At 37.7% G+C, this 23,343-nt stretch carries 19 protein-coding genes; 1 reads left to right on the top strand and 18 read right to left on the bottom strand.

The annotated features are described in order from the left end of the window. Positions 1-2: 2 nt before the first annotated feature. The 15 genes from MKY08_RS03700 to MKY08_RS03630 form a co-directional block, all read right to left on the bottom strand. Positions 3-1,445, bottom strand: coding sequence for a hypothetical protein (locus MKY08_RS03700; protein WP_069510403.1), 1,443 nt, complete (start codon positions 1,443-1,445; stop codon positions 3-5). A 12-nt stretch (positions 1,446-1,457) separates the two neighbouring features. Further along, positions 1,458-2,303, bottom strand: coding sequence for an ABC transporter permease (locus MKY08_RS03695; protein WP_069510405.1), 846 nt, complete (start codon positions 2,301-2,303; stop codon positions 1,458-1,460). Then, the gene (locus MKY08_RS03690) at positions 2,300-3,235 is read right to left on the bottom strand and encodes an ABC transporter ATP-binding protein (protein WP_069510407.1); all 936 of its coding nucleotides are present in this window, start codon (positions 3,233-3,235) and stop codon (positions 2,300-2,302) included. Before MKY08_RS03690 ends, MKY08_RS03695 begins: the two co-directional genes overlap by 4 nt. Further along, a complete protein-coding gene (locus tag MKY08_RS03685) occupies positions 3,232-5,625 on the bottom strand; it encodes a hypothetical protein (protein WP_069510409.1) in 2,394 nt (797 codons plus the stop codon). Before MKY08_RS03685 ends, MKY08_RS03690 begins: the two co-directional genes overlap by 4 nt. Positions 5,626-5,861: 236 nt before the next feature. Beyond that, positions 5,862-6,749 carry a LysR family transcriptional regulator gene (locus MKY08_RS03680; RefSeq protein WP_069510411.1) on the bottom strand — a complete coding sequence of 296 codons (888 nt, stop codon included), beginning with the start codon at positions 6,747-6,749 and terminating at the stop codon, positions 5,862-5,864. A 68-nt stretch (positions 6,750-6,817) separates the two neighbouring features. Further along, complete coding sequence (cbpB, locus tag MKY08_RS03675) at positions 6,818-7,261, bottom strand: cyclic-di-AMP-binding protein CbpB (RefSeq protein WP_025218716.1); 444 nt, start codon at positions 7,259-7,261, stop codon at positions 6,818-6,820. A 791-nt stretch (positions 7,262-8,052) separates the two neighbouring features. Beyond that, positions 8,053-8,292, bottom strand: coding sequence for a short-chain dehydrogenase (locus MKY08_RS03670; protein ID WP_069510413.1), 240 nt, complete (start codon positions 8,290-8,292; stop codon positions 8,053-8,055). Positions 8,293-8,401: 109 nt separating this feature from the next. After that, the gene (gene fadH, locus MKY08_RS03665; RefSeq protein ID WP_069510415.1) at positions 8,402-9,169 is read right to left on the bottom strand and encodes a 2,4-dienoyl-CoA reductase; all 768 of its coding nucleotides are present in this window, start codon (positions 9,167-9,169) and stop codon (positions 8,402-8,404) included. A 277-nt stretch (positions 9,170-9,446) separates the two neighbouring features. Beyond that, entirely contained in the window at positions 9,447-9,851 is a 405-nt protein-coding gene (locus MKY08_RS03660) for a DUF1700 domain-containing protein (RefSeq protein ID WP_069510417.1), read from the bottom strand. 2 nt (positions 9,852-9,853) lie between these two features. After that, a complete protein-coding gene (locus tag MKY08_RS03655; RefSeq protein WP_081327896.1) occupies positions 9,854-10,222 on the bottom strand; it encodes a PadR family transcriptional regulator in 369 nt (122 codons plus the stop codon). 165 nt (positions 10,223-10,387) lie between these two features. Further along, positions 10,388-11,572: an iron-containing alcohol dehydrogenase gene (locus MKY08_RS03650; RefSeq protein WP_069510419.1), complete on the bottom strand. Its 1,185-nt coding sequence runs from the start codon at positions 11,570-11,572 to the stop codon at positions 10,388-10,390. A 17-nt stretch (positions 11,573-11,589) separates the two neighbouring features. After that, positions 11,590-12,351, bottom strand: a complete 762-nt coding sequence (locus MKY08_RS03645) for a 3-hydroxybutyrate dehydrogenase (RefSeq protein ID WP_069510421.1) — start codon at positions 12,349-12,351, stop codon at positions 11,590-11,592. A 15-nt stretch (positions 12,352-12,366) separates the two neighbouring features. Continuing rightward, positions 12,367-13,683 carry an SLC13 family permease gene (locus MKY08_RS03640; RefSeq protein WP_069510423.1) on the bottom strand — a complete coding sequence of 439 codons (1,317 nt, stop codon included), beginning with the start codon at positions 13,681-13,683 and terminating at the stop codon, positions 12,367-12,369. A 256-nt stretch (positions 13,684-13,939) separates the two neighbouring features. Beyond that, the gene (locus MKY08_RS03635; RefSeq protein WP_069510425.1) at positions 13,940-15,460 is read right to left on the bottom strand and encodes a CoA-acylating methylmalonate-semialdehyde dehydrogenase; all 1,521 of its coding nucleotides are present in this window, start codon (positions 15,458-15,460) and stop codon (positions 13,940-13,942) included. Between the two features lie 15 nt (positions 15,461-15,475). Next, positions 15,476-16,369, bottom strand: a complete 894-nt coding sequence (locus MKY08_RS03630; protein WP_069510427.1) for an NAD(P)-dependent oxidoreductase — start codon at positions 16,367-16,369, stop codon at positions 15,476-15,478. Between the two features lie 235 nt (positions 16,370-16,604). Here MKY08_RS03630 and MKY08_RS03625 point away from each other — a divergent pair, with 235 nt between their 5' ends. After that, positions 16,605-17,210, top strand: a complete 606-nt coding sequence (locus MKY08_RS03625; RefSeq protein ID WP_069510429.1) for a TetR/AcrR family transcriptional regulator — start codon at positions 16,605-16,607, stop codon at positions 17,208-17,210. Between the two features lie 218 nt (positions 17,211-17,428). Here MKY08_RS03625 and MKY08_RS03620 read toward each other — a convergent pair whose 3' ends face one another. From MKY08_RS03620 to MKY08_RS03610, 3 genes are read right to left on the bottom strand one after another with little or no spacing between them, the layout of a single operon-like run. Then, complete coding sequence (locus MKY08_RS03620) at positions 17,429-19,441, bottom strand: EAL domain-containing protein (protein ID WP_069510431.1); 2,013 nt, start codon at positions 19,439-19,441, stop codon at positions 17,429-17,431. 53 nt (positions 19,442-19,494) lie between these two features. Next, entirely contained in the window at positions 19,495-21,651 is a 2,157-nt protein-coding gene (locus MKY08_RS03615) for an RNA degradosome polyphosphate kinase (RefSeq protein ID WP_069510433.1), read from the bottom strand. Beyond that, complete coding sequence (locus MKY08_RS03610; protein ID WP_069510435.1) at positions 21,629-23,194, bottom strand: Ppx/GppA family phosphatase; 1,566 nt, start codon at positions 23,192-23,194, stop codon at positions 21,629-21,631. Before MKY08_RS03610 ends, MKY08_RS03615 begins: the two co-directional genes overlap by 23 nt. Positions 23,195-23,343: the final 149 nt, after the last annotated feature.

The raw sequence follows: 23,343 nt of genomic DNA, 5'->3' as shown, positions 1-23,343 counted from the left end.
TCCTACTGCGACTCAATTGTCGTGAAATAAGATTGCACGACGTTTTGTAAATCCTTCGGCAATTGTAAACGCTGTGAGCTTTCTAAATAGCTATCTTTATAGGAGCCAATCACTTCATCATACGGTCTAATGGTACCTTTTGTAATCGGTCCATTGCCTTGTTGCTCGGAAACATGCGAACCGTCTCCTAATTGCCCACTATCGACAGTCGTTTCGCTAGAACCGCCAAGCCTTGGTGTAGTCAATAAATCTCGGCTTCCTTGGCCACGCCCCGCACCCTTTCCTTGACCAGAACCACTTCCTTGACCTTGGCCTTGACCTTGGCCTTGACCTTGACCTTGGCCTTGACCTTGACCTTGGCCTTGACCTTGACCTTGACCTTGGCCTTGGCCTTGTCCTTGTCCTTGACCTTGTCCCTGTCCTGATTGCTTTCCTTGTGACTGGCCATTACCAGTAGCTTGCTGGGAATTGTTTTGACCTTGTTGGTTACTAGGTTGTGCGTTTCCAGAAGATTGTTGATTCGAATTTGTACTGTTTTGCTGATTATTATTTGTGCTATTTGCACTTGCAATGGCATTTTGTAATGTATTACTTGCTGGTTTTCCTAAGTTGCTCATCGCTGTTTGTGTTGTATTTGCACTTTGTGTAAGCTGTTGCTGCATTTGTGCAAGCTCTTTCAACTGTTCGAGTTCCTCTTGTGATAAAGCGTTTTTATCGCCAGCACCATCTTTACTCGCTGTCTGCTTATCTTTTAATTGCTGTTCTTTTAAAGCTAATTCCTTCTGCTTTTTCACGACTTCACGTAATGCTTCTTCCGCTGTTTGCGTTTCTTTTAACGTATTTTGTAATTCTTTTAGCTGCTCTTTCACTTCTTTTGTCTCAGCTTTTTTTTCTAACTTCGCCACTTCTTTTTTTATGTCCTCAATCACAGCCTTTTCTTTTTCCACTTCAATCGCTTCAATTTGCGTTGCCGCTGGGAACATATAAAGAATTGCTAAAACAATAGCTGTGGCAAAAAGGCCGATAAATGCTTTAGGTCGAAACAAATTTTTCTTTCTTGCTTTAAACTGAGCAAATGCTTGCTCTGACTTTTGAATCGCTTTCGCAAGTAAAGATTGGATCAGTGGATCTTCGTCGTTTTTAAAAGACAGTGCCGTTACAAGTTCATTATGTGAAAAATAATAGTCGAGTGCATACAATGCTTCCTTTTCATTGACACGTCGCCACCACATCATTATGACTGTAGCAAGTAGGCCAACTATAAAGACAACTAGAGCAATCTGACGATAATAAGGCCAAATAAATAATCTTGATACTAGGACAAGGGAAGCACTCGAAAGCAATGCTAAAAACAACCCGTATTGTGCAATAGGTAGGCTTCTCTCAAAAGTTAAACTGTGTTGTGCACGCTGAATATATTTTCGTAATTGCTTCCGACGCTCCATGCTGTTTCCTCCTCATCGATTACTTTTCATATTGGCACGCAATTTCTTAATCGCAATGGTTAAACTTAACACAATAATCAAAACATAAATTAGTAAGTAAGTTATCCATACCGGTATATCAATGCCACTTAGCTCTGCTAAAGCATCTCCCATAGAGGGTGAAATAAGCGTAAGCATTAATGCACCTGGATTAATCGAAGCCCAGAAGTACGTCATAAAGGACGAGCTTGTGGCAATCGTATTGCCCATTTGATGGAATGCCATTGATAGGAAGAAGAAAAATGCTGTAATTCCTCCTAAGAAAATGATGGAACCATAAGTAGCAATCATAGCAACAATCGTTTTCTTCGTAATTGTTGAAAACATAACCCCAACGCTACCGATTGCAACAACTGTTAATAGGTAAAATAAAAAGATTGAAATTAGTTGGAAAGGTGATACCCCACCAAATAGAAAGACTAAACTATACAATGGTAGCCCTGCGACTAACATCAATACTAAAAATGCTACCGAAGATAATAATTTCCCAATAATAATTTGTGTCGAGCTTTGTGTTGTTGTTAATAAAATATTTAACGTTTGCTTTTCTCGTTCACTACTAATTGCCCCAGCAGTTAAACTCGGTGTAATGAAAAGAACGAGTGCCATTTGCAATATTGTTAGTACGGCAAACATCATAAAACTTGTATCAGGTCTAAAAAACCCTTTGCCCGTAAATTCTGTTGTCAGCAGTAAGAAACCTGCAATAAAAATACAAATTACCGCTAAATAAAACATTAAACCAGAAAAACTTTTAAAAGAACGGAAGCGTAACTTCAATTCTTTTACAAGGACGGGATTATAAAATCTTTCCATCATTGACTGTCCGCTCCCTTCGTAATCGCCATAAAGACATCCTCTAAATCTTTTTCTTCCTCGCTCAATGCATAAATTGGTAAATCTGCAAGCATCGCTTTTTTCAGTAGTACTATTTGTTCCTGATCTGAACCGCGATAGTTAAAAGCAATTTCTAAACGATTGTCCATGACATCTATTGAAGAAATTAATGGATCTTCCTCTAAAAATGTGCGTACCTCTTGTAAACGATCCGATACTTTGATAACTATTCGCTTTTCACCTTGTAGCTGAGCTTGAATGGAAGCAACATTGCCATGTGCAATCAATTTCCCATTATCAATAACGCCGATTTCATCACACATTTCCGCTAGCTCTGGCAAAATATGCGAGGAGATTAAAATGGTTTTCCCCATGGATTTTAAATTCCTTAAAATATCTCGCATTTCTACTCGTGCGCGTGGATCTAGGCCTGAAGCAGGTTCATCCAAAATTAAGACCTTTGGATCATGGATAAGAGCTCGTGCTAAACAAAGGCGTTGCTTCATCCCACGCGATAGTAAATCTACATATTCAAAACGTTTATTCGTTAAATTAACTAGCTCTAGTAACTGCGGTATAAGCACTTTGCGCTCCTGCGCGACAATGCCATAGCTCGCCCCATAAAAATCTAAATACTCATCTACTTTAAGTTGATCGTACACACCAAAGAAATCTGGCATATAGCCGATTTGTTTCCGAACTTCCTTCGGTTCCTTAATCACACTTTTTCCATTGATCAATGCATCGCCTGAAGTTGGGGATAGCAATGTAGCTAAAATCGAAAACGTTGTCGATTTCCCGGCACCATTAGCCCCTACAAAGCCAAATACTACACCTTCCTCCAGTGACAGATTTAAATGATCTAGTGCTGTGAAAGAGCCGTATTTTTTCGTTAAATCGCGAATCTCAATCATTGCTTCGCCACTCCTTTCAGCTCTATTTCAGGTAATTTTGTCTGCTCGCCTGTTTGATCTGGTCCAAATTTAATCTCCAACAGCAGCTTACCCTTATCATTGAAATATTGCGTAATATCATTTGAAAATACCTGCTTCGTATCAACCAATGGTTCATAGTTGCCCGTTTTGTTATTCCAAATAGATAACTGCATTCGTTGAACATCTTTATTCGAAATTGTAAGTTCATCTAAGGTTTGAACAAAGTCCATAAAATGGTCTGGCATCTCTATCGACAATTCATATAAACCTTCTGACATGTACCAAGTATTTAATTGCTCATCCATTTTATCGAAAGTGGCATTTGGCGATTGTGCGTTCAAATTATATGAAAAGTTATTACGTTTTAACGTAAATGGACCTGACATTTCAACTTTTCCATCGAATGGCTGTACGAAGTAAGAAATAGGTGACATGTTGACACTTGTTTCAAGTTCTACTCCTACAATTGCTTGCTCTGCCCAAGCTGTAATGACAGGTTGTTTCTCACTTTCTACTAATAGCAGGGCTTGCGACTTCATACGCTCAATACGTAATGGGTCAACTTCTTCCTTCGTCTTTGGATAGTTATAATTATAATTATTAAAGTGTGTTGGCTTTTGAAGAACTGTTGTTTTCAGCTCTTTGTCCACCTTCAGTGTAGCATTCGGTTCAATATCACCAAGTTTCACTTCTTTTGTACCCGATATAATCGTGACATCCTTCAAAGCAAACGGGAAATTATTTTTTACTGTCCCAGACAATTTTTCATTTTTCAATGTAATATCAATATCCATTTTGCCAATCTTTTGAGCGGCTGTTTTCCCCCCAAAAGATTGGACAGACCAATAACTTAAATCGCGTAAAGTTAATGCGGATCCATTGGCATGTTCCTTAATATATGACGATTCATGTAACGCGCCCATTGAACCAGTAAGATTATAATTATTGCGGAACGCTACTGCAGTCGTATCTTTATCAGCATTGACAACAAAATCACCACTGCGATTTGTTAAAATTGATTCTACATAATAACCATTCACGCTACTGTCTTCATTTACTTTAAAGAATGCTGATTGTTGAACTTGTGGCTGCACAATACGATCTTTTGCGCCGAAAACAAATAGTACAATTGACAGTACCACTGAAATCGTAGGAATAACCCACCATGCATGCTCTCGTTTATCCACTCTCTTTAAAACAAAGTAAAGGATTGGACCAATTACTAAAATATAAAGAATAATTACGATAAGCATATAGCTAACGGACACTTCGAATGATGGGAATAACTCGTTAATACTACCTAACTCGCTAGAAAGCTGATCCATTGTAGATTGACCTTGCATCCCTGTTTGCTGAGACATTGTTTGAAGGTCGAACATTTTCGCTGTTAATGCCGCATAGCCGTCCATAGATGCTAATGGCTGGTCTCCTAATGAAAAAGTTGTTTGGACAATTTCTCCACTACCAACCTTTTTCTTAGCAGCTAGAATATTAGTATTGTCTTTTAAAACAGGGATACTGCCTTCATTTTCAGTTGCTGTATAGACAGAAATTGCTTGTGTGAAAATACCGCCTCCCGATAATTTCGTTAAACTATCTGCTGATACAGTCGTCATTTGTTGGGATAATGTAAGTGGCAAGTATTCTTTAAAAATGCCTGCAGTTGCATTGATTTGTTCAGAGCTGCCAAGCAATAATGTACCGCCATCTTGCACCCATTTTAATAATGCTTCCTGCTGTTTTTGCGTTAAATCAGCTATCGCAACCTCATCGACTGCAATAATATTTGCCATTGCATAGCCTTGTGCAACCTCAGGTAATGTGTAGTCTTTTAATTGATTTAAGTTAAATACTTCTACACTATTGGATGGAAAAAGTTGCGGTAACTTTAAATAGGCAGATAAACGGTCGCTTTTCTCTGTTAACGTATATATAAATGTTGAATTTGGCTCTGAAAAATTAGCCTGCAACCGCTTTGTTCCTTTATAAGCAACTTTTTTTCCTTTTTCAATGTTGCCCTCATAAAAGGCAAACACATCACCATCGGAATAACCATAATCAGCTAAGCCGTCCAAATAAAGTGTAACTGTTTTTTCCTCACCAGCTGCTATATCTATAGGCACAACTAGTGCTGATCCTGCTTGAAAAGAATTAAAGGCATTAATCGCCATATCTCCTGAAAAATCAGGTCCATTATTTTTTACAGTTACTTGCAAAGGCGTAACTGATTGATATTTCGCCTTTCCTGCAATACCTGTCTTAGCTTGTACCTCTAAAGTAGGTGCGGCGCTCGCCACAGAAATAGGCAGAGCGTAGCTCATAACAAGCATTAATAATACTATTAGTACTGTAATATTTAATTTCTTCAAAAACTCAACCCCTTTTCCTTTGCTTTTAGATGATTACATAATTATACGTTTTTTCGTGCATTTTGTTCCATTTCTTATGATATCTTCATGAATATTCATAAACTCTTAAGATTTAGGGAGATGCCAGGCACTCAAACAATTTTCTCTAACGCCAAAGAAATATGTACGAAAAAGTGTTAGATTGATGCAGTCAATCTAACACTTTACTCTTCGAAGCCCCTTTAGCACGGGAATATTTAATTCGTATAGTCAAACAGGCATCGGGCATGATCTTGCACAACCTCTACAAATGCTTCCACTTGCCGTAATTCAAAGGAAGACTCATAGCCTATTAACCATGTATCTCGCGTTAAACCAAATTCTTTTTCATTGTTAGTCAGCGCAATTTTATTAACCCCATCATGCTCATTTAGTGTGATGGATGGTAATATAGCATAACCTATGCCATTTAACGCCATTTGCTTACATATTTCAATTTGGTCTACTAAAATTTGTCTTCTTGGATTTGAAGCAAAATGCTGTTGCCACCATTGCTGTATTTCTTGATAGTAATTGGAATCACTTTTAAATTGAATAAATGGACGATCAGTTGTCAGCACATCTTCAATTGTTTTTAACTCCCGATCTACTAAGTACAACGTATCGCGGAAAAGATGAATCTTTTCACCTTTCCAATCCACCTGTCCACGCACAATGCCAATATGGGCCTCTCCCTCATATAAAGCTTTGACAATTTCCGAGCTCCAGCCAGTCATAAGTGAAATTTTAGCTTCTGGATATTTTGTGACGAAATCTTTTAATATTTTGGGAAGCCAGTTTTGCCCGACAATGGAAGCACAAGCAATTTTCAATGTCCCGTTTACTTTGGTTGTTAGCGATTGAATCATTTCAAAGATTTCTTCTTTTTTAGCAAGCATATCTGTTGCGTACGCTATAACGTGCTCTCCTGCGGGGGTTGCTGTAAGGCCCTTTTGTGAACGAATAAACAGCTGTGCACCCCAATCTTTTTCAATCGATTGCAACCGTTGTGAAAGTGCAGGCTGCGATAAAAACAACCGCTCCGCTGCTTTACGCATATTGCGTTCCTCAGCTAAAACTTTCAAAATTTCCGCCTCTGTTGCCATCAATCACCTAAACCTCCAATACAAGTAAAGGGGGACCTCATAATTTTGCACCTGAGTCCCCTCTTACACTACTTCTCTTTTTGATAGATATATTTTTTCAACTGTTTTAAAATAACGCGTCTTGTTAAAATCCCTGCAAATGTACCATCTTCATCTATTACACATAAAAACGCATGGTTAATAACCAAATCTAAAGCTCGTTGGAAAGTATCCGTCATCTTGAGAACGGCTATATCTTTTTCCATTATTGTATCTACTTTAATATTTGGTAATTTTTCATATTCAATATGTTCGAGACCTAAAATGGATTCTGTAATCATTTTCATGCTCAATAAACCTTGAAGGCGATATTTCATATCTAATACAGGTATGGACGAGTACCCTGTACGTGTCAGTACAAGGAGTGCATGCTCAGCACTATTACCACTTTGTACATGTGCAACCTTTTCGGATGAAATAATAAAATCACTAATTGGCATTGCTAATAAGTCTTTGCTGTTAGTTGAAATCATGAACTTCTTCTCCTTTTCTGTCCTTGCTTTGCAGAACAGGATCCTTCTCTTTTATCATATCACAATGTTTCCGACTATGACCACGACAAGGTCAAGAAGAGTTTTTCATAAACAATGTATATTATGGATATTTTTGTTTTAGACAATATGAAATATTAATTTATTCTCCCCGTTTTTCTAAAATTAATGCATAAGACCGACTATAAAATCTTTGCACAGTTGTAAAAAACTAATTTTTTACATTTTTGTATCGCTATAATGAAATAATAACATTGGAGGTATTTTATGTGGATGCAAAATATGGTTGAAACTCCTCGCGGAAACTTCGAGTATTTTAAAATGGGAAAGGTGAGCCACTCTGTATAACACATCAATATACAGTGTTTAATAGTAATGGCAATATTTTTGCTGCACCTTTTACTACACACTATACAGTCTATTTAATAAACTTAAGGGGTTCAACAGTACACGATGAGGTCAGTTTTAAAAATAGTGTCCAAGATTTAGAAGCTATTAGAAGTGCATTAGCTTTGCACAATGAAATGCCCTTTAGTTTTTTCTGAAGAAATTGCCTCTCTTATACCAAATGCTTACTTAACAATCTTTGAAGAAAGTGGTCATAATCCCTTTCATCGAGGAAGAAGGAGTATTTAATAGCTTTGTTAAAACGACAACAGAATGATAAAAAATCTTCTTATAAAATTTAAAGTTTGTGGGAACATAATCTATACAAATGTCAAAACGAAGTATCACATAAACCAAAGCAAATGTGATACTTCGTTGAAATCTGATTAATACCCTGTTTTAGTCCAGTAGTAAAAAATCATTATTCCTAAAAAAAGTAAAAATATGATGTACACCCAAACAATTGGGTTTAGCATCGTTGCATATTCTTCAACTGTTTCTGAAATCGGTGTATCCTTTTCCGATTCCCGCTCAGATGTCATTTTGGCAATTCTCATAGTCGAAACAAATGAAATAACCGAAATGATTGTAATTGCAATAAGAGCCGGTATCAACCACATAGTCATAGGCAAAACTCCTTTCTTTGCCTTAGTATGTATCAACACCGCTCCTCATTATGCAATGAATTTCAACAAGGCAAACGGTCACTTCACAACATTGACTGCCTAAATAATCCTAAAAAGGATACTGATTTAACCACTGTCCACCATCTAAAGTGACACATTCGCCATTCATATAGCTAGCTTTATCCGACATCATAAAAGTTGCTAGATCCGCTATTTCTTCTGGTGTACCGATGCGTCCAAGTGGTACAGCATCAATTGTACGAGCAGCAGCTGCTTCTGATTCCCAAAGTTTTGCTGCTCCCCCCGTTCGTTCAATTGGCCCTGGCGCAATGGCATTGACACGTATACCATAACGTTTGCCCCATTCAACAGCTAACGTTCTTGTCATTGATAGTACACCAGCTTTTGCAGCTGCCGAATGTATTACACCTGCACCTGCATTCCAAGCATAGGTCGCCACCATATTGATAATCGATCCGTTAATTTTTTGGTCAATCCAATATTTACCGATAGCAGACGAGCAATAGAACGTACCATTTAAGACGATATCCACAACTGCTTTCCAACCATTTGGCGACAAATCCTCTGCACGCACAATAAAATTACCAGCAGCATTATTGACAAGCCCATCCACTCGACCAAATTTTTCAACCGCAAACTCCACCATTGCCTGCGCCTGTTCTGGTATACGAACATCCATCTGGAATGTTTCGATTGTATTGCCTGCTGCTAATATAAACTCTTTTGCCTCCGCTAATCGCTCTTCGTTACGACCTACAATTACAACGTTTGCCCCTTCTGTCACGAATTGCTTCGCCATATAAAGCCCCATACCACTTGACCCACCTGTAATAATAATCGTTTTCCCCTGTAACATCGTACTTCCCCCTTTGTGTAAAATGAATAACCATTCATTTTATTTTACTATATTTTCTCGTAAATGTCATATTAATTCTATTATTTGTGGATATGTATACTTTTTAGAATAATAGCCTAAGGGAAAACACTAGCTTGACGCCCTTGGTCATTTTAGTGTTATTATGATTTTTCCATGTAATCGTCATAATTTCAGCAATCGTTCAAACAACTAACACAAGACAAATAAAAACGAATTATTTAGCATTCCCCAATGTTAAATAATTCGTTTTTATTTATTAATTTCTGATTTCTTCATACTCAACAATTCCATTTGTGTCAGTAGGTTTATCTGATGAATTCCCCATAAATACAGCAATTGCTACAAATATAGCAAAAATGATTATACCTAATAAAACAATTACTGTATTCCTTAATATCTTGCTGTTCTTTTGTTTAATGGAAGGTATATTTTCAGCAGAAGGTGCACTATACAAGTATTGATACTCTGCTTTAATTTCCTTAGCTAATTCATTAGCTGGGAGAAAACTTTTTAATACCTGATCCACGGATTTGCCATTCGTTACGGACTGCAATAAATGATCTTTTACTTCCATGATATGATTGTCTCTATCCTTTTTTGGTAATGGCTCTAACTCTATTTCCAGTTGACGTATATAGTCATTTATCTTGTGATTATCCACGTCTAATCCATCCCCTTAATTTCTTCAAAATAGTTTAATATTGTTTCTAACTCCTTCAGTTTATTTTCTACTAATGCTTTTCCTAAATCTGTAATACGGTAATACTTTCTAATTCTTCCTTCGTATTCTTCTGAAAATACATCCACATAATCATTCGCCGTCAATCGTTTTAATATTGGATAAATTGAACCATCTGAAATAGAAAAACACTTGCTCTCTTTCAATTCTTTCGTCAATTCATAGCCATACATCGTTTTTTTCTGTAGCATCATTAAAATGGCAATTTCAAATAAACCTTTAAGATATTGCGTATTATTATTTTTGTTATCCATAAGGTAATTATATTTTACACAAGTATATGTGTCAATCATATATATACTCTATTAATACATATTAGAATTAGTTTATATTAAAGTTTGGAATAGTGCCTAATAATTTCACAAGCATTAAGATGATGTTTATTTTTCAACAACATTATCTCAAATGAAAAGCGCCTTCCTCTTTTGCTTAAAGGAAGGCACTCTGTCTCATACTATTTAAAACTCATAATGATAAGCAATCTTGTACAGCTCCATTAACTCATCCTGTGTTGGCACTTTAGGGTTATTTGCAGGACTACCACTTGCCATTGCATCGATTGCCATTTTCGGAATCGCCGCATAAAATGCATCCTCCTCAATACCCCATTGCTGTAAATTGCCAATATTCATCTTTTTGCATAATTCTTTTATTGAGTCGATAGCCAAAGTCGCTAGTTCCTCATGGGTACTATACTGTCCATTTGTGTTAAAAAATTTTCCGATATCTGCTAGGCGTTCCACGCATGCATCCTTGGTAAATTCTAATACCGCTGGTAGTAACATCGCATTGGAAATACCATGAGGCACATGAAAAAGTGCACCGATAGGACGTGACATACCATGTACTAAAGCAACTGATGCATTGGAAAAAGACAGTCCTGCCTGCATGGAGCCTAAAGACATCGCCTCGCGCGCATCAATATCGTCCCCTTGCTCGTAGACCTTCAAAATATTATTAATAATTAAGTCCATCGCTGACAACGCAAGCACATTCGAATAAGGATGTGCTAAACGAGACAAATAGCTTTCAATTGCGTGGCTTAATGCATCAATACCCGTCGCCGCTGTAATGGCTGGTGGAGAGGTTACTGTTAGCATCGGATCGACAATGGCAATTGGTGGCATAAAAGCTGGTTGTTTTATCATCATTTTCACATCATTCGTCGTGTTGGTAATCACTGTAGCATCTGTTGCTTCAGAGCCTGTGCCTGCTGTTGTTGGAACAGCTATATGTGGGATTGGTGATTGCTCGGCGATTTTCACTAGTTTCATATAATCGCCGATATAACCACCATTTGTTGCTACAACAGCAATGGCTTTGGCTGTATCGATACAACTTCCACCCCCAACAGAAATGATAAGATCACACTGTTCTGTTTGCAAAATACTAAGACCTTGTGCTACATACGTATCCACTGGCTCAGTTGTTACACCTAAATATGAAACCGCTTCCAAACCATTCGCTGTTAATAATGCCTTACACTGATTAACAAACCCTAATCCATCCATGATTGGATCGCTAACGATAAGTGCCTTCGAACCTAGTTTTTTGGCATATACGCCTACTTCTTCGAATGCATCTTTTCCATAAACAATCGTCGCAGGAGAATTTACTGTGAAAGTAGTTTTTGTTTGAATCATAACGCATCGCTCCTTTATTATTGGGCAGTATAACCGCCATCTAATACAATCGCCTGACCTGTTAAACCTTTGGCCACATCACTTGCTAAATAAAGTGCAAGCCCTGTAATTTCTGAAACATCAAGCAAGCGCTTTTGTGGGACAAGTGGATATAGCACCTGCTCCAACACTTCTTCTACTTGAATCCCTCGTGTCTTTGCTAAATCTGTAAATTGATTACGAACTAATGCTGTATCCACATATCCTGGACAGATGGCATTAACCGTAATACCGTCATTGGCTACTTCAAGTGCAGCGACTTTTGTTAACCCTATTAAGCCATGCTTCGCTGCGTTGTAGCCGGCTTTACCAGCAAATCCAATAACACCGTTTATAGACGCCATATTTAGAATGCGACCAAATTTATTTTTCTTCATATGGGGCAAGGCATATTTCATCGTAATAAATGGCGCGACAAGCATTACTTTTTGCATTTGTTCAAAGATTTCAGTCGGGAAATCCTCGATATAAGATACATGTTGAAATCCTGCGTTATTAATCAAAATATCAATGCTATTAAATTTACTAACTGTGAAAGCAATTGCCTCACTAATGGCTTGTTCATCCGTGACATCACATGTATAGGCTGTTAATTGTGGATTTTGTGCTACCACTTCAGCTAATTGTTGCTCATTTATATCTGAAATGACAACATTCGCTCCTTGCTCGGCAAATGCTTGAGCAATAGATAGGCCAATTCCACGAGCAGCACCCGTTATAAATACTGTTCTGCCTTTCATAAATTTCCATCCCTCCTACATTCCGAGTGAGAATAATACTATCGCCACAACAGTCCCAATAATCGGTATAACAACGGTTAAAGCACCGAAAGGCAAATAGGCATCCTTATGTTTTTCATTACATACAGAATTGATTGTCGTCACTACATAACCACCATGTGGTAAAGAATCGAGCGAGCCAGATGCAATCGCTATTGTGCGGTGCAATGCTTCCGTATTAACGCCCATATCAATATAGTGAGGAGCTAATAGTGGCATAGCAATTGTTTGACCACCTGAAGCTGAACCTGTTAAACCGGCTATAACTGCGATTGCAACAGCTCCCCCTATCAGTGGATTGCCAGGGATATTTGTCATCACATCGACAGTTGCTACAAATGATGGTGTAGCTTTTACAACGCCCCCAAAGCCTACAACTGCTGCAGTATTTGCAATAGCTACAACAGCGCCCATTGCACCTGCAGCTAACGTTGCACTAACTGATTTTGAATATTTATAGCTTACTAAATACGCCATAATACAACCGCTCGTTAACGCAACAATTAGAGCTGATGTGCCAAGAGAATCATGGAAGATAAACGAAATCAATAAAACGACTACTAATGGGACTAAACTTAATATTGGACTAGGTAATTTACGCGTTTCGTCAACGACAGGATCTGTTGAACGTTCGATAAATACCTCTCCTTTTTTCATTGCACGTTTAATCATCCAATTCAACCATAGTGCTCCACCAATCGCCATAAATAATGCAACGACAATACTCACCTGCCAACCTGCATATGGCGTTGTTCCCAAATAGGGAATTGGAATCCAGTTTTGAATTTCTGGTGAGCCTGCTGACGTCATTGTAAACGTTACAGAACCTAAACCAAGTGCCGCAGGAATAAAGCGCCTTGGAAAATTCGCCTGTTTAAATAAACTAATCGCCATCGGATAAACAGAGAAGGCTACGATAAATACGGAAACACCACCATATGTTAGTACAGCTGCTGCCAATACTACGGCATATGTAGCATACTTCACCCCAATTTTTTCAACAATCCATTTCGAAACACTATCAGCAGCACCTGTATCTTCCATTACCTTGCCAAAAATGGCTCCTGCCATGAACATTAAATACCAAGAACCAACAAAGCCCGTAAATCCATCCATATAACTCGTTAAGAAATTAGCTTGATTGTCATTTGCAGTTTGCGGGAAGAAAGCAAGACCATTTGTTAAAGCTGCAATTAAAGCAGTTAATGGTGCTGAAATTAGTAAATTGACACCCCTCATTGTTAAATAAACTAGTAGTGCTAAACTTCCAAAAAGCCCAATATACGCTAACATCCACATCCCACCTATCTTTTAGAAAGTGCTATAGAGTTACATCTTATATTGCTATATGGCGTGCCTGTATACCTTCATTATCTATCGTTTCTGTGCTTAGTCTTTTTGACTTCCATTACTTCTTAAAACGTTCTGTAACATCATTTAAGTACTCGATATGTTTAGGCTACAGACGGACACTATCTGCTAACTAGCACCGATTGCTTTTGTAGCGTCCGCCTGTGGTCTTTAACATACATTAAGGCTTGCTATGTCATTAATCGTTGTTACTTGGAAATGCAAATGTAGATGCTGTTGCAGTATTATTCGTCACCCAACGCTCTGATATTGTTTTTGTTTTTGTAAAGAAACGTGCCTGATCTGGGCCAAACATATGCCCTTCTCCAAATCGAGAGCCTTTGAATCCAGCAAAGTTATGGTAACCAACTGGAATAGGAATTGGTACATTCACCCCTACCATTCCCACATCAATTTCTGTAGTAAATTTACGTGCTGCAAGTCCATCATTGGTAAAGATTGTGACACCATTGCCAAGCTCATGCTCGTTAATTAGTTGTATTGCCTCCTCTAACGAACCAACACGCACTACATTTCGAGCAGGACCAAATACTTCTTGCTCATAAATTTCCATTCCCGGTGTTACATGATCTAATAATGTAGGGCCGACAAAGAAGCCTTTTGATTCGTTGACAATCGCTAGCTCACGTCCATCACAAACAACAGTCGCCCCTTCTGCTTCTCCTTTATTAATTGCAGCAAGAATCGCTTCTTTTGATTGCTGTGAAATAACCGGTCCAAAATCTGTATCTTTCTCCGTATAAGACCCTACTTTTAATGCTGCAATTTTTTCTTTTAAGATGGCTACTAAACGATCTGCCGTTTCTTCGCCCACTGGCATGATTGTTGAAATGGCCATACAACGCTGAGAAGCTGCTCCATAGGCCGCCCCAATAAATGCATTTGCCACTTGCTCTAGGTCTGCATCAGGCATTACGACCATATTATTTTTTCCACCACCTAAAGCAGTGACACGTTTCCCATATTTTGAACCAGTTTCATAAATGTACTTAGCGACAGGCGTAGAACCTACAAATGAAATCGCTTGCACAATTGGGTTTTCTAAAAGCTCATTAACCGCATCCTTATCGCCATTTACGACTGTCCAAATGCCATCTGGTAAACCAGCTTTTTTCCATAATTCACTTACATATAATGCGGTCATTGGTACTCTCTCTGAAGCCTTTAAAACAACTGCGTTCCCTACAGCAATCGCCATACTCGTTTGCGCTAATGGCACCATAATAGGGAAGTTAAATGGCGAAATTGCCGCTACCACACCGAGCGGATATTTAGCAGAGTAGGCATTAATTTGACCACCAACGTTTACAGAGTATTCGCCTTTTACCAAATGAGGAGCCCCAATTGCTAAATCAACGGATTCTAAGCCTCGTGTAATTTCACCTCTCGCATCATCAATCGTTTTACCACTTTCCGTACAAATAATTTGTAATAATTGTTCCATATTATCTGTCACTAGATTGCGAAATTTTAAAACTATCTCCGCACGCTTAGCTACTGAAGTATCACGCCATTTTGGAAAGGCAGCCTGTGCTTTGACAATTGCCTCACGTGTCTCTTCTACTGTTGCTAGCGGTACTTTTGCAATGACATCACCTGTTGTAGGGTTATAAACTGAACCGTAACGACCACTTTTTCCCTCAATCATTTCCCCACCAATAAAATGTGTTAATGTTTTTACTCCTTGTGCTGTTGTCATAACTGTTTTCCTCCTTTAATTTTGTTTAATCATGCACTTTTCCTTGAGACTTAAATAAGCAGCAGACATGTCGTTTTCACCAAAGCCTTTTGCTGATATATCATTGTAAAGACTGACCAGTTGTTCACCAATAAGAAGGGGCACACCTGCTTCATCAGCCATATTTTTTGCTAATCGCAAATCTTTTAGTAATAGATTTGTAGAAAAGCCAGGTTCATAATTTTCATTTTTCATGTATTCTAAATAATTACGCTCGTAAATACGACTTTGACCATAACTATTACTTAATACTTCATAAAGCGTATCTGCTGACACACCCATGCTTTCTCCAAGTACAATCGTTTCTGCAACTGCCTGCGTATAAAAGCCAATCATTAAATTGTTGAGTAATTTAATACGTGTCCCTACACTCGGGGATGTGCCAAGATGGAAAATATTTTTTCCTACTATTTCGAAAATTCCAACGCCACTTTGGTAATCCTTTTCTTCTCCACCAATCATAATTGTTAACGTGGCATTGATAGCACCAATAACACCTCCACTTACCGGAGCTCCTAAATAACGTAACCCTAATGATTGCGCCTTTTTATGTAACGAATCATTTAATTCAGGGTTTACAGTGCTAAAGTCTATTAGTAGACTTCCTTGATTAGCATGTTGCAAAATCCCTTCTTCTGATGTGTAAACATGTTCAACAACTTGTGGTGTTGGCAAGCTGGTCATAATTACTTCGCTTTGCTTTACAACTGCTTGTAATGTTGCTAAACCAATACCACCTTCTGCAATGAATTGCTCCATTGCTTTCTTGTTCGTGTCAAAGCCATACACTTCATAACCTGCACGAAGTAAGTTAATGGACATTGGTAACCCCATATTGCCTAAGCCGATAAAACCTAACTTCTCTTTCATTTGAGCTCCCCCATTCCCCATGAATTGCGTAAATAAGCTAATGGATACACTAGCCAACTTTACGTTTTTATCGTAACATTAATAACGAGATACTCTTAATGACCGCGGTCATTGACTGTGGTCATTTAAATCATAAACAAACATAATATCACTCGTCAATCAAAAAATTTTCTATTTTCTGAATAAATGTTGCAATTATTATTATAGGATATTTTAATTACGGAGGCAGATGGGCATGAATTCGTTAACTACTCGCCAAAAAAAGGCATTAGAAACTCGAGAAAAATTACTGAAAACTTCTTTAGATTTATTTAATAAACATGGATTTGAACATGTATCTGTGGAACAAATTACGAAAGCATGTAAAGTGTCCAAGGGCACTTTCTATACCCATTTCCCATCCAAATACGATGTTATTTTGGAAAAATTTGAGGAGCTTGATAGCTTTTACAGTACTGTCGAAAAAAAAATTGATCAATCATTGTCAGCAAGTGAGAAAATTCTTTTGCTTTACAAGGAGCAAATGTTGTATTTAACAAATGTTGTTGGCAAAGATTTATTGAGAACCGTATATACGGCTGCCATGACGAATCAAGTAGAACAAAATCATTATTTAATTAGTCCTCAGCGTAAAATCTTTCAAATTATTAACACTTATATTGATGAGGGTATTCAACAAGGAGAGTTTGTTAACGATTTACAAGCGGTACAGATGCAACAAATTATACAGCGTTGCATGAGAGCCAATGTTTATGATTGGTTAATTCATAACGAGGAATTTGATTTAGTTGCGCAGATGGCACATTTTACAACAGTTGTTTTAAACGGATTAAAGAGATAAGTTAATTTGCTTCCCAGAGCAATAGTAAAGGCATCAAGAAAATAATTTCTTGATGCCCTTTTGTCTATTTCACTATGCTCCGCGGGTATTCCACTCCGTTTCGCGGGTATCTCGCTCGGCTCCGCGGGTATTTCACTCCGTTTCGCGGGTATTCGCTCCGCTCTGCTCAAGTATTTCTACCATGCGATAAACACTCTGCTTCGCGATAACTTGCTTTATTATCCTACAAAATATTGGGCCACAATCGTTTCAACAGGTAATGGTTTATTATATAAGTATCCTTGTCCTTTTTGACAGCGATGACGCTTTAAAAACGCTACTTGTGATGGCTCCTCTATTCCTTCTGCAATCACTTCAAGACCTAAATTATGAGACATCGAAATGATGGCTTTAATTATTGCCTCATTTTTATCATCCTTTTCGATATCGGCAATAAACGATTGGTCAATTTTAATGATATCGATGGGATAGCGTTTCAAATAGCTAAGTGAAGAATAACCCGTACCAAAATCATCTACCGACACATAAACACCTAGCTGCTTTAACTCCGTTAAGATTGAAAATGTTTCATGCACATTCGTCATAGAGCTTTCGGTAATTTCCACTTCAATTAAATGTGGCGCTACATTATATTTTTTCAAGGTTGCTTTAATTTTACGAGCAAAGTTTTCTTTTCTAAATTGTTTGGGCGATATATTGATGGCGATTCTTACTGGACGATAGCCCTTGGCACGCCATTCTTTTTGATAGCGACAAACTTCATTAATAATCCAATCACCAATTTCTACAATTAAGCCTGTTGCTTCAGCAATCGGTATAAACTGTGCCGGGGATACAAAGCCAAATTTACGATTATTCCATCGTAATAACGCCTCAAAGCTATTAATGCTATTATCGTCTAAATTCATCTGTGGTTGTAGATGAATACTTAGTTCATTAAATTCAATAGCACGTCTTAAATGTGCCTCCATCAATGCCTCATTTGGAAAAACATTTGTCATATCTTCACGATAATAGCGGTAATGTGAACGTCCGTGCTCTTTAGCAGAGAATAAAGCTTGATCAGCCTTTCTTACGAGGGTCTCCAAATCCTTACCATCTGCTGGGCTTAAAGCAATACCAATAGAAACACTAATAAAATATTCCTGTTCATCAATCATAAATGGCTGTTTTAGCGAATCTAAAATGGCATTCGCTAAATGCTCGATTTTGTCTATAGTTGCATCTTTCAAAATAAAAATAAATTCATCACTATTATAGCGATAGAGCGCACATTGCGCGTAACAAAGTTCACGAAGCCTATGACAAAACATTCGCATAAGTTCGTCACCCTTACTTTCACCAAGGGACTCATTAAATTTTTTAAAGCGATCAATATCGACTAAAATAATGGTTGCTTGCTGATGTTCACTTTTCTTATCATTCAAATGTTGTAGCCAATGCTCTTTTATCGCTTTTCGATTCCAAATACCCGTCAATTCATCCGTTAAGGCTAAATAGTAAAAGGAATCATGATAACTCTTAAATAAGTTCGCGTCTCTAACGAAAAAATGTACCCCAATTATTTCACCATTAAAATATGTTGGATGTGTACGCAAATAAAATGGTTCATTACTTAGTAGGTTACCCTTGAATAAACATTTTGGCATATCCAATGTAGCGCCTTCAATCGTTTTAGCAAATAATAATTGGACTTCGTTTACATAGTTACACTCTAATAATGAAAAAATATCAAGTCCTATAAGGCTGTGATGTTCTCTCGACAATAAAGACGTAGCGGTAACATTTTGATGAACAATACGACCTTGTAAATCAGTCGTTACTATTGGACATACATGTTGTTCAACAAATTGCAAATAAGGCTTCGTATCACGCTGTTCCTCACGTAAAATAACAGCTATTATAGATGACTCTATTTGCTGTACACTTACGGCAAACGATTTTTGCATTTGCTCAGTCTCTGAATAAAGCGCAACCTTACGAGCAATGTTAAATTCCTGTTGTATGATCTTCCATAATTGTTGCCAACATTGCTTGTTAAAAAATTGCTTTGCTGTCGTTGCTTTCTCATCCTGCAACGCTATAGCTAATGGTAGTTTGTCGTTATAATAAACGATTTCAAAATCCCCATCATCAGCTTGTTTTAAGCATACTACTGCATCGAACGGATTAAGCAGTGCCAACTGTCGATAGTTTGTGAATTGCGCTACATTCTTTCTATATTTTTTCATTATATCCCTCTCTAGGTAGCGTGTTTACTCTAGTCGTCTAAGACGCTTATTATTTATTCCTCATCTAGCGTAGGCTTTAGAGCATCCTTTAAGAAAATTTCCTGACTATTAATAGGGTCTTCGCTGCGATCAAATTCTTTGTAATGATATTTCCCATTGGAATCTTGGATACGAGCCTTTGCTGTATCCTCAAGTTGTTTGTTCATAATATCCATAATACGAGCTTTTGCTTCAATTGAATAGACAGGGAAAAGAATTTCAACTCTTTTAATCATATTACGGGTCATCATATCTGCTGAGGATAAGTACACCTTATTCTCACCATTATGATGGAACCAATAGATGCGTGAATGTTCAAGGAATCTGCCAACAATACTTGTAACGGTTATATTTTCGCTAATGCCTGGAATACCTGGGCGTATGCAGCAAATTCCCCGTATAATAAGCTCGACTTTTACACCAGCAATAGATGCTTCGTAAAGCTTCATCATTAAATCCTTATCCGTCAATGAATTCATTTTGGCACGAATAAATCCATTTCCGTATTTCTTATGACAGCTTATTTCCTCATCCATTAAACGGATAAATTCATCGCGAATATCAAATGGTGCGACGACTAAATGATTAAATGTAGGTTTTTCCGTATAGCCGCTTAAATAATTAAAAAAGTTCGTGGCATCAATTCCAAATTCCTTGTCTGATGTTATGATGCCCATATCTGTATAAATTTTTGCAGTTGCATCGTTATAATTTCCTGTTCCAAGATGAACAAAACGTTCAATCTTGCCATTACGACGACTTACAACTAATGTTATTTTGGAATGCGTTTTTAAATTATTCATACCATAAATAACAAGACAACCTGCTTGTTCTAGTTGTTTTGCCCAATGCACATTATTTTCTTCATCAAAACGCGCTTTTAACTCTACTAAAACAGTCACTTGTTTACCGTTTTCAGCTGCGAGTTTTAATGCTTGTATTATTGGAGAATTCCCACTAACTCGATATAAGGTTTGCTTGATAGCAAGTACATTTGGATTCACCGCAGCCTCTGAAATAAAGTCCACTATCGGTGCAAATGACTCATATGGATGATGGAAAAAAATGTCTTGTTGCAATGCTTTCTCAAAAATATTTTCATCTGACTGTAAATCTAATGGTGGCTGTGGAATAAAGCTTTCGTACTCTAAATGCTCCCGTCCAACAGCTATACCTTTTACAAATGAGAACATAAAGGTTAAATCGAGCGGACCGTCGATATGAAAAACATCTGTCTCTTCGATTTCAAATTCTTCTAGTAAGTATGCAAGTACCTCATCATTCATTTCCCCTACACGTACTTCTAGACGGCTGCCGACACCCCATTTACGTTTTTTAAGCTCTTTCTCAATTTCTACCAGTAAATCACGGGCACCTTCCTCATGAATCGTTAAATCTGCATTACGTGTTAGACGGAAAGCCTGTGCCGATTTCACACTGTAGCCATAGAAAAGCTTTTCGATATGAGCGACAATAACATCTTCAAGTAGAACAATCACTGTCTCGCCCTCAGCAGAAGGCACTTTAATATAGCGATCCAAAACAGATGGTACTTGCACTATGGCAACCTTTTCACGGCTTTCTAAATCTGTCTCATCTTGTTCCAATAGAACAAGTATATTTAAAGTTTTACCAAGCAAGGTTGGAAATGGTCGATAAGCATCTACTGCTACAGGTGTTAAAACTGGGAAAATAGTTTCAGCAAACATTTCATTGATAAACGCCTTTTGCGTACTATTTAAATCTTTCATGTCTGCAATATGTACATTGTGCTGTGGTAGTAAATCGTAGATTAAGTGACGATATACTTCTGTTTGTCTGCGCACTAAAGCTTGCGTACGTTCAGCAATTTTCGCTAATTGCTCTTTCGGTGTTAAGCCTGACTTATTCTCAGCCTTATGGAACCCTGCACGCACTTGGTCCTGAAGTCCTGCCACACGCACCATGAAAAATTCATCTAAATTGGAGCTAAAAATCGCCAAAAACTTCAGACGTTCTAGCAGAGGATTATTGATATCCTCTGCTTCTTCTAAGACACGCTCATTAAACGCTAACCAGCTTAGTTCGCGGTTATTATAATATTGGGGCTTTGCTATTTCCTCGAGCAGTCGGCTATGTGGTTCTGAAAATTCTTCTTCATGTAATCGATTATTTGTTACTTCGGTTGTCATCTTGGTTCCACCCTTCTTCAATGAAGTTTACTTTTATTGGTATCTTTAGAGCACGTTCTAGATGTTTCTTATGCCGATTTGCTTGATATTTTTCAGCAGCAGCATTTTTTTTGACGTATACGTTAAGCTGAACATAATTGTCAAAAGGTTGCATTTCAATCGCATGTACAATATTTCTTTTTGAAACATTTAATGCATAGACAAATTTTAACAACGTGCCAAATTCGCGCATTTTACGATATTCTTCACGACTCATCCATTCGATAAAGGGAGCTGCAAATCGTTCAAAATAATCCTTATTTTTATATGAAGCTAAAAGTGCTAATTTTAGACGCTCTTTATGATTCAAACCGTCAATTGATTGATTGGCGATTAAGTAAAACGTATGTTGACTTGCGGAGCTTAACTCAATATATTCCCCAATATTAAAAATCTTTGCGGCCTTTCTTAGCAACTGCAAATCATTTTCATCAAATTGTAAATAATTCAAATGGCAACACCCACGATAAAGTTGATCTGCTAAATGCATTAAATAATCAACTTCTACCTCTGAACGTCCATATTGTCGAGCTAATTTTCTAGCGTTTCCCTCAAAGACATTGTATTTGTCAAAAGCATCTTCATCTTCTTGTAAAATACGATGGATGATAAGCCCTTCCCGTAAACCTTTTTTCGTTAACTGGAAGACCTCACTACCTACAATTTCCATAAGTACGCGGAACACTTCTAATGCGGGTACAATAATATCAGCACGATCCGTTGATAACCCATCCAAATGTTTTAGTTCTTGGAAACTTAAATTTCCTAAAAACGCACTAAGCTGATCTAAATCTTCTTTAGATATTTCATAGCCATGCACACTCGCAATAGGATATTGTTGTCGTTGCTGATGAACTTGCGCGATATTTCTCGCACTGCCCCCAATTGCAATAATCGGTAATCCAACTTGTTGAATCCAAGGTAGTGATTTGAACTGCTCCTTAACAAATGCAACCAGTTCTTTCTTTTCACCACTATTCATAATGTCACCCTTTACGAAACGTTGCTTTAATGACACCGTCCCAAAAGGAAAACTAAATGATTCCACTAGTTCCTTATTTTTAAATAATGTTATTTCTGTACTACCTCCACCCATGTCAATCGTTACAGCAGATAGAGTACCAATCGAATGGGCTACAGCAACATAACCGAAATACGCCTCTTCCTCTTCAGATAAAAGCTCAATCTGTACGCCCGTTTTCTCCTTCATTAAAGCAATAATCTGATCTCTATTCGTCGCTTGACGAATGGCCGCTGTTGCAGCTGCTTTCACATCAAAAATTTCAAAATCATCTAGCATTGCTTTAAATGTTAACAACGTTTCTGTTAGTACTCGAATACCTTCTTCAGACATGGCTCCTGACGGTTGCAAATATGTACGTAAACGCGCAACCGTTTTAATATTCCCGAGCTCTCGAAGACCTTCTTCATTATCATACTGATAGAGTACCAATCGTATTGTATTCGAGCCGATATCAATAATGGCCGTTTTTAATTCATCCAAATAATTCACTTCCTTCACAGGACAATAGGTGGTCTTATTATTTTGTGTTAAAAGCACCCTCATTATACAAAAAAAGTCGGAACCAAAAAGGTATCCGACTTTCGTTTGTATTATATTTCAGGATACCAATTATTAGTATTGTGAAGTTC

The sequence above is a fragment of the Lysinibacillus sp. FSL M8-0337 genome (genome assembly GCF_038593855.1).
GTDB lineage: Bacteria > Bacillota > Bacilli > Bacillales_A > Planococcaceae > Lysinibacillus > Lysinibacillus sphaericus_D.
This window is presented reverse-complemented; position numbering and strand designations above follow the sequence as displayed.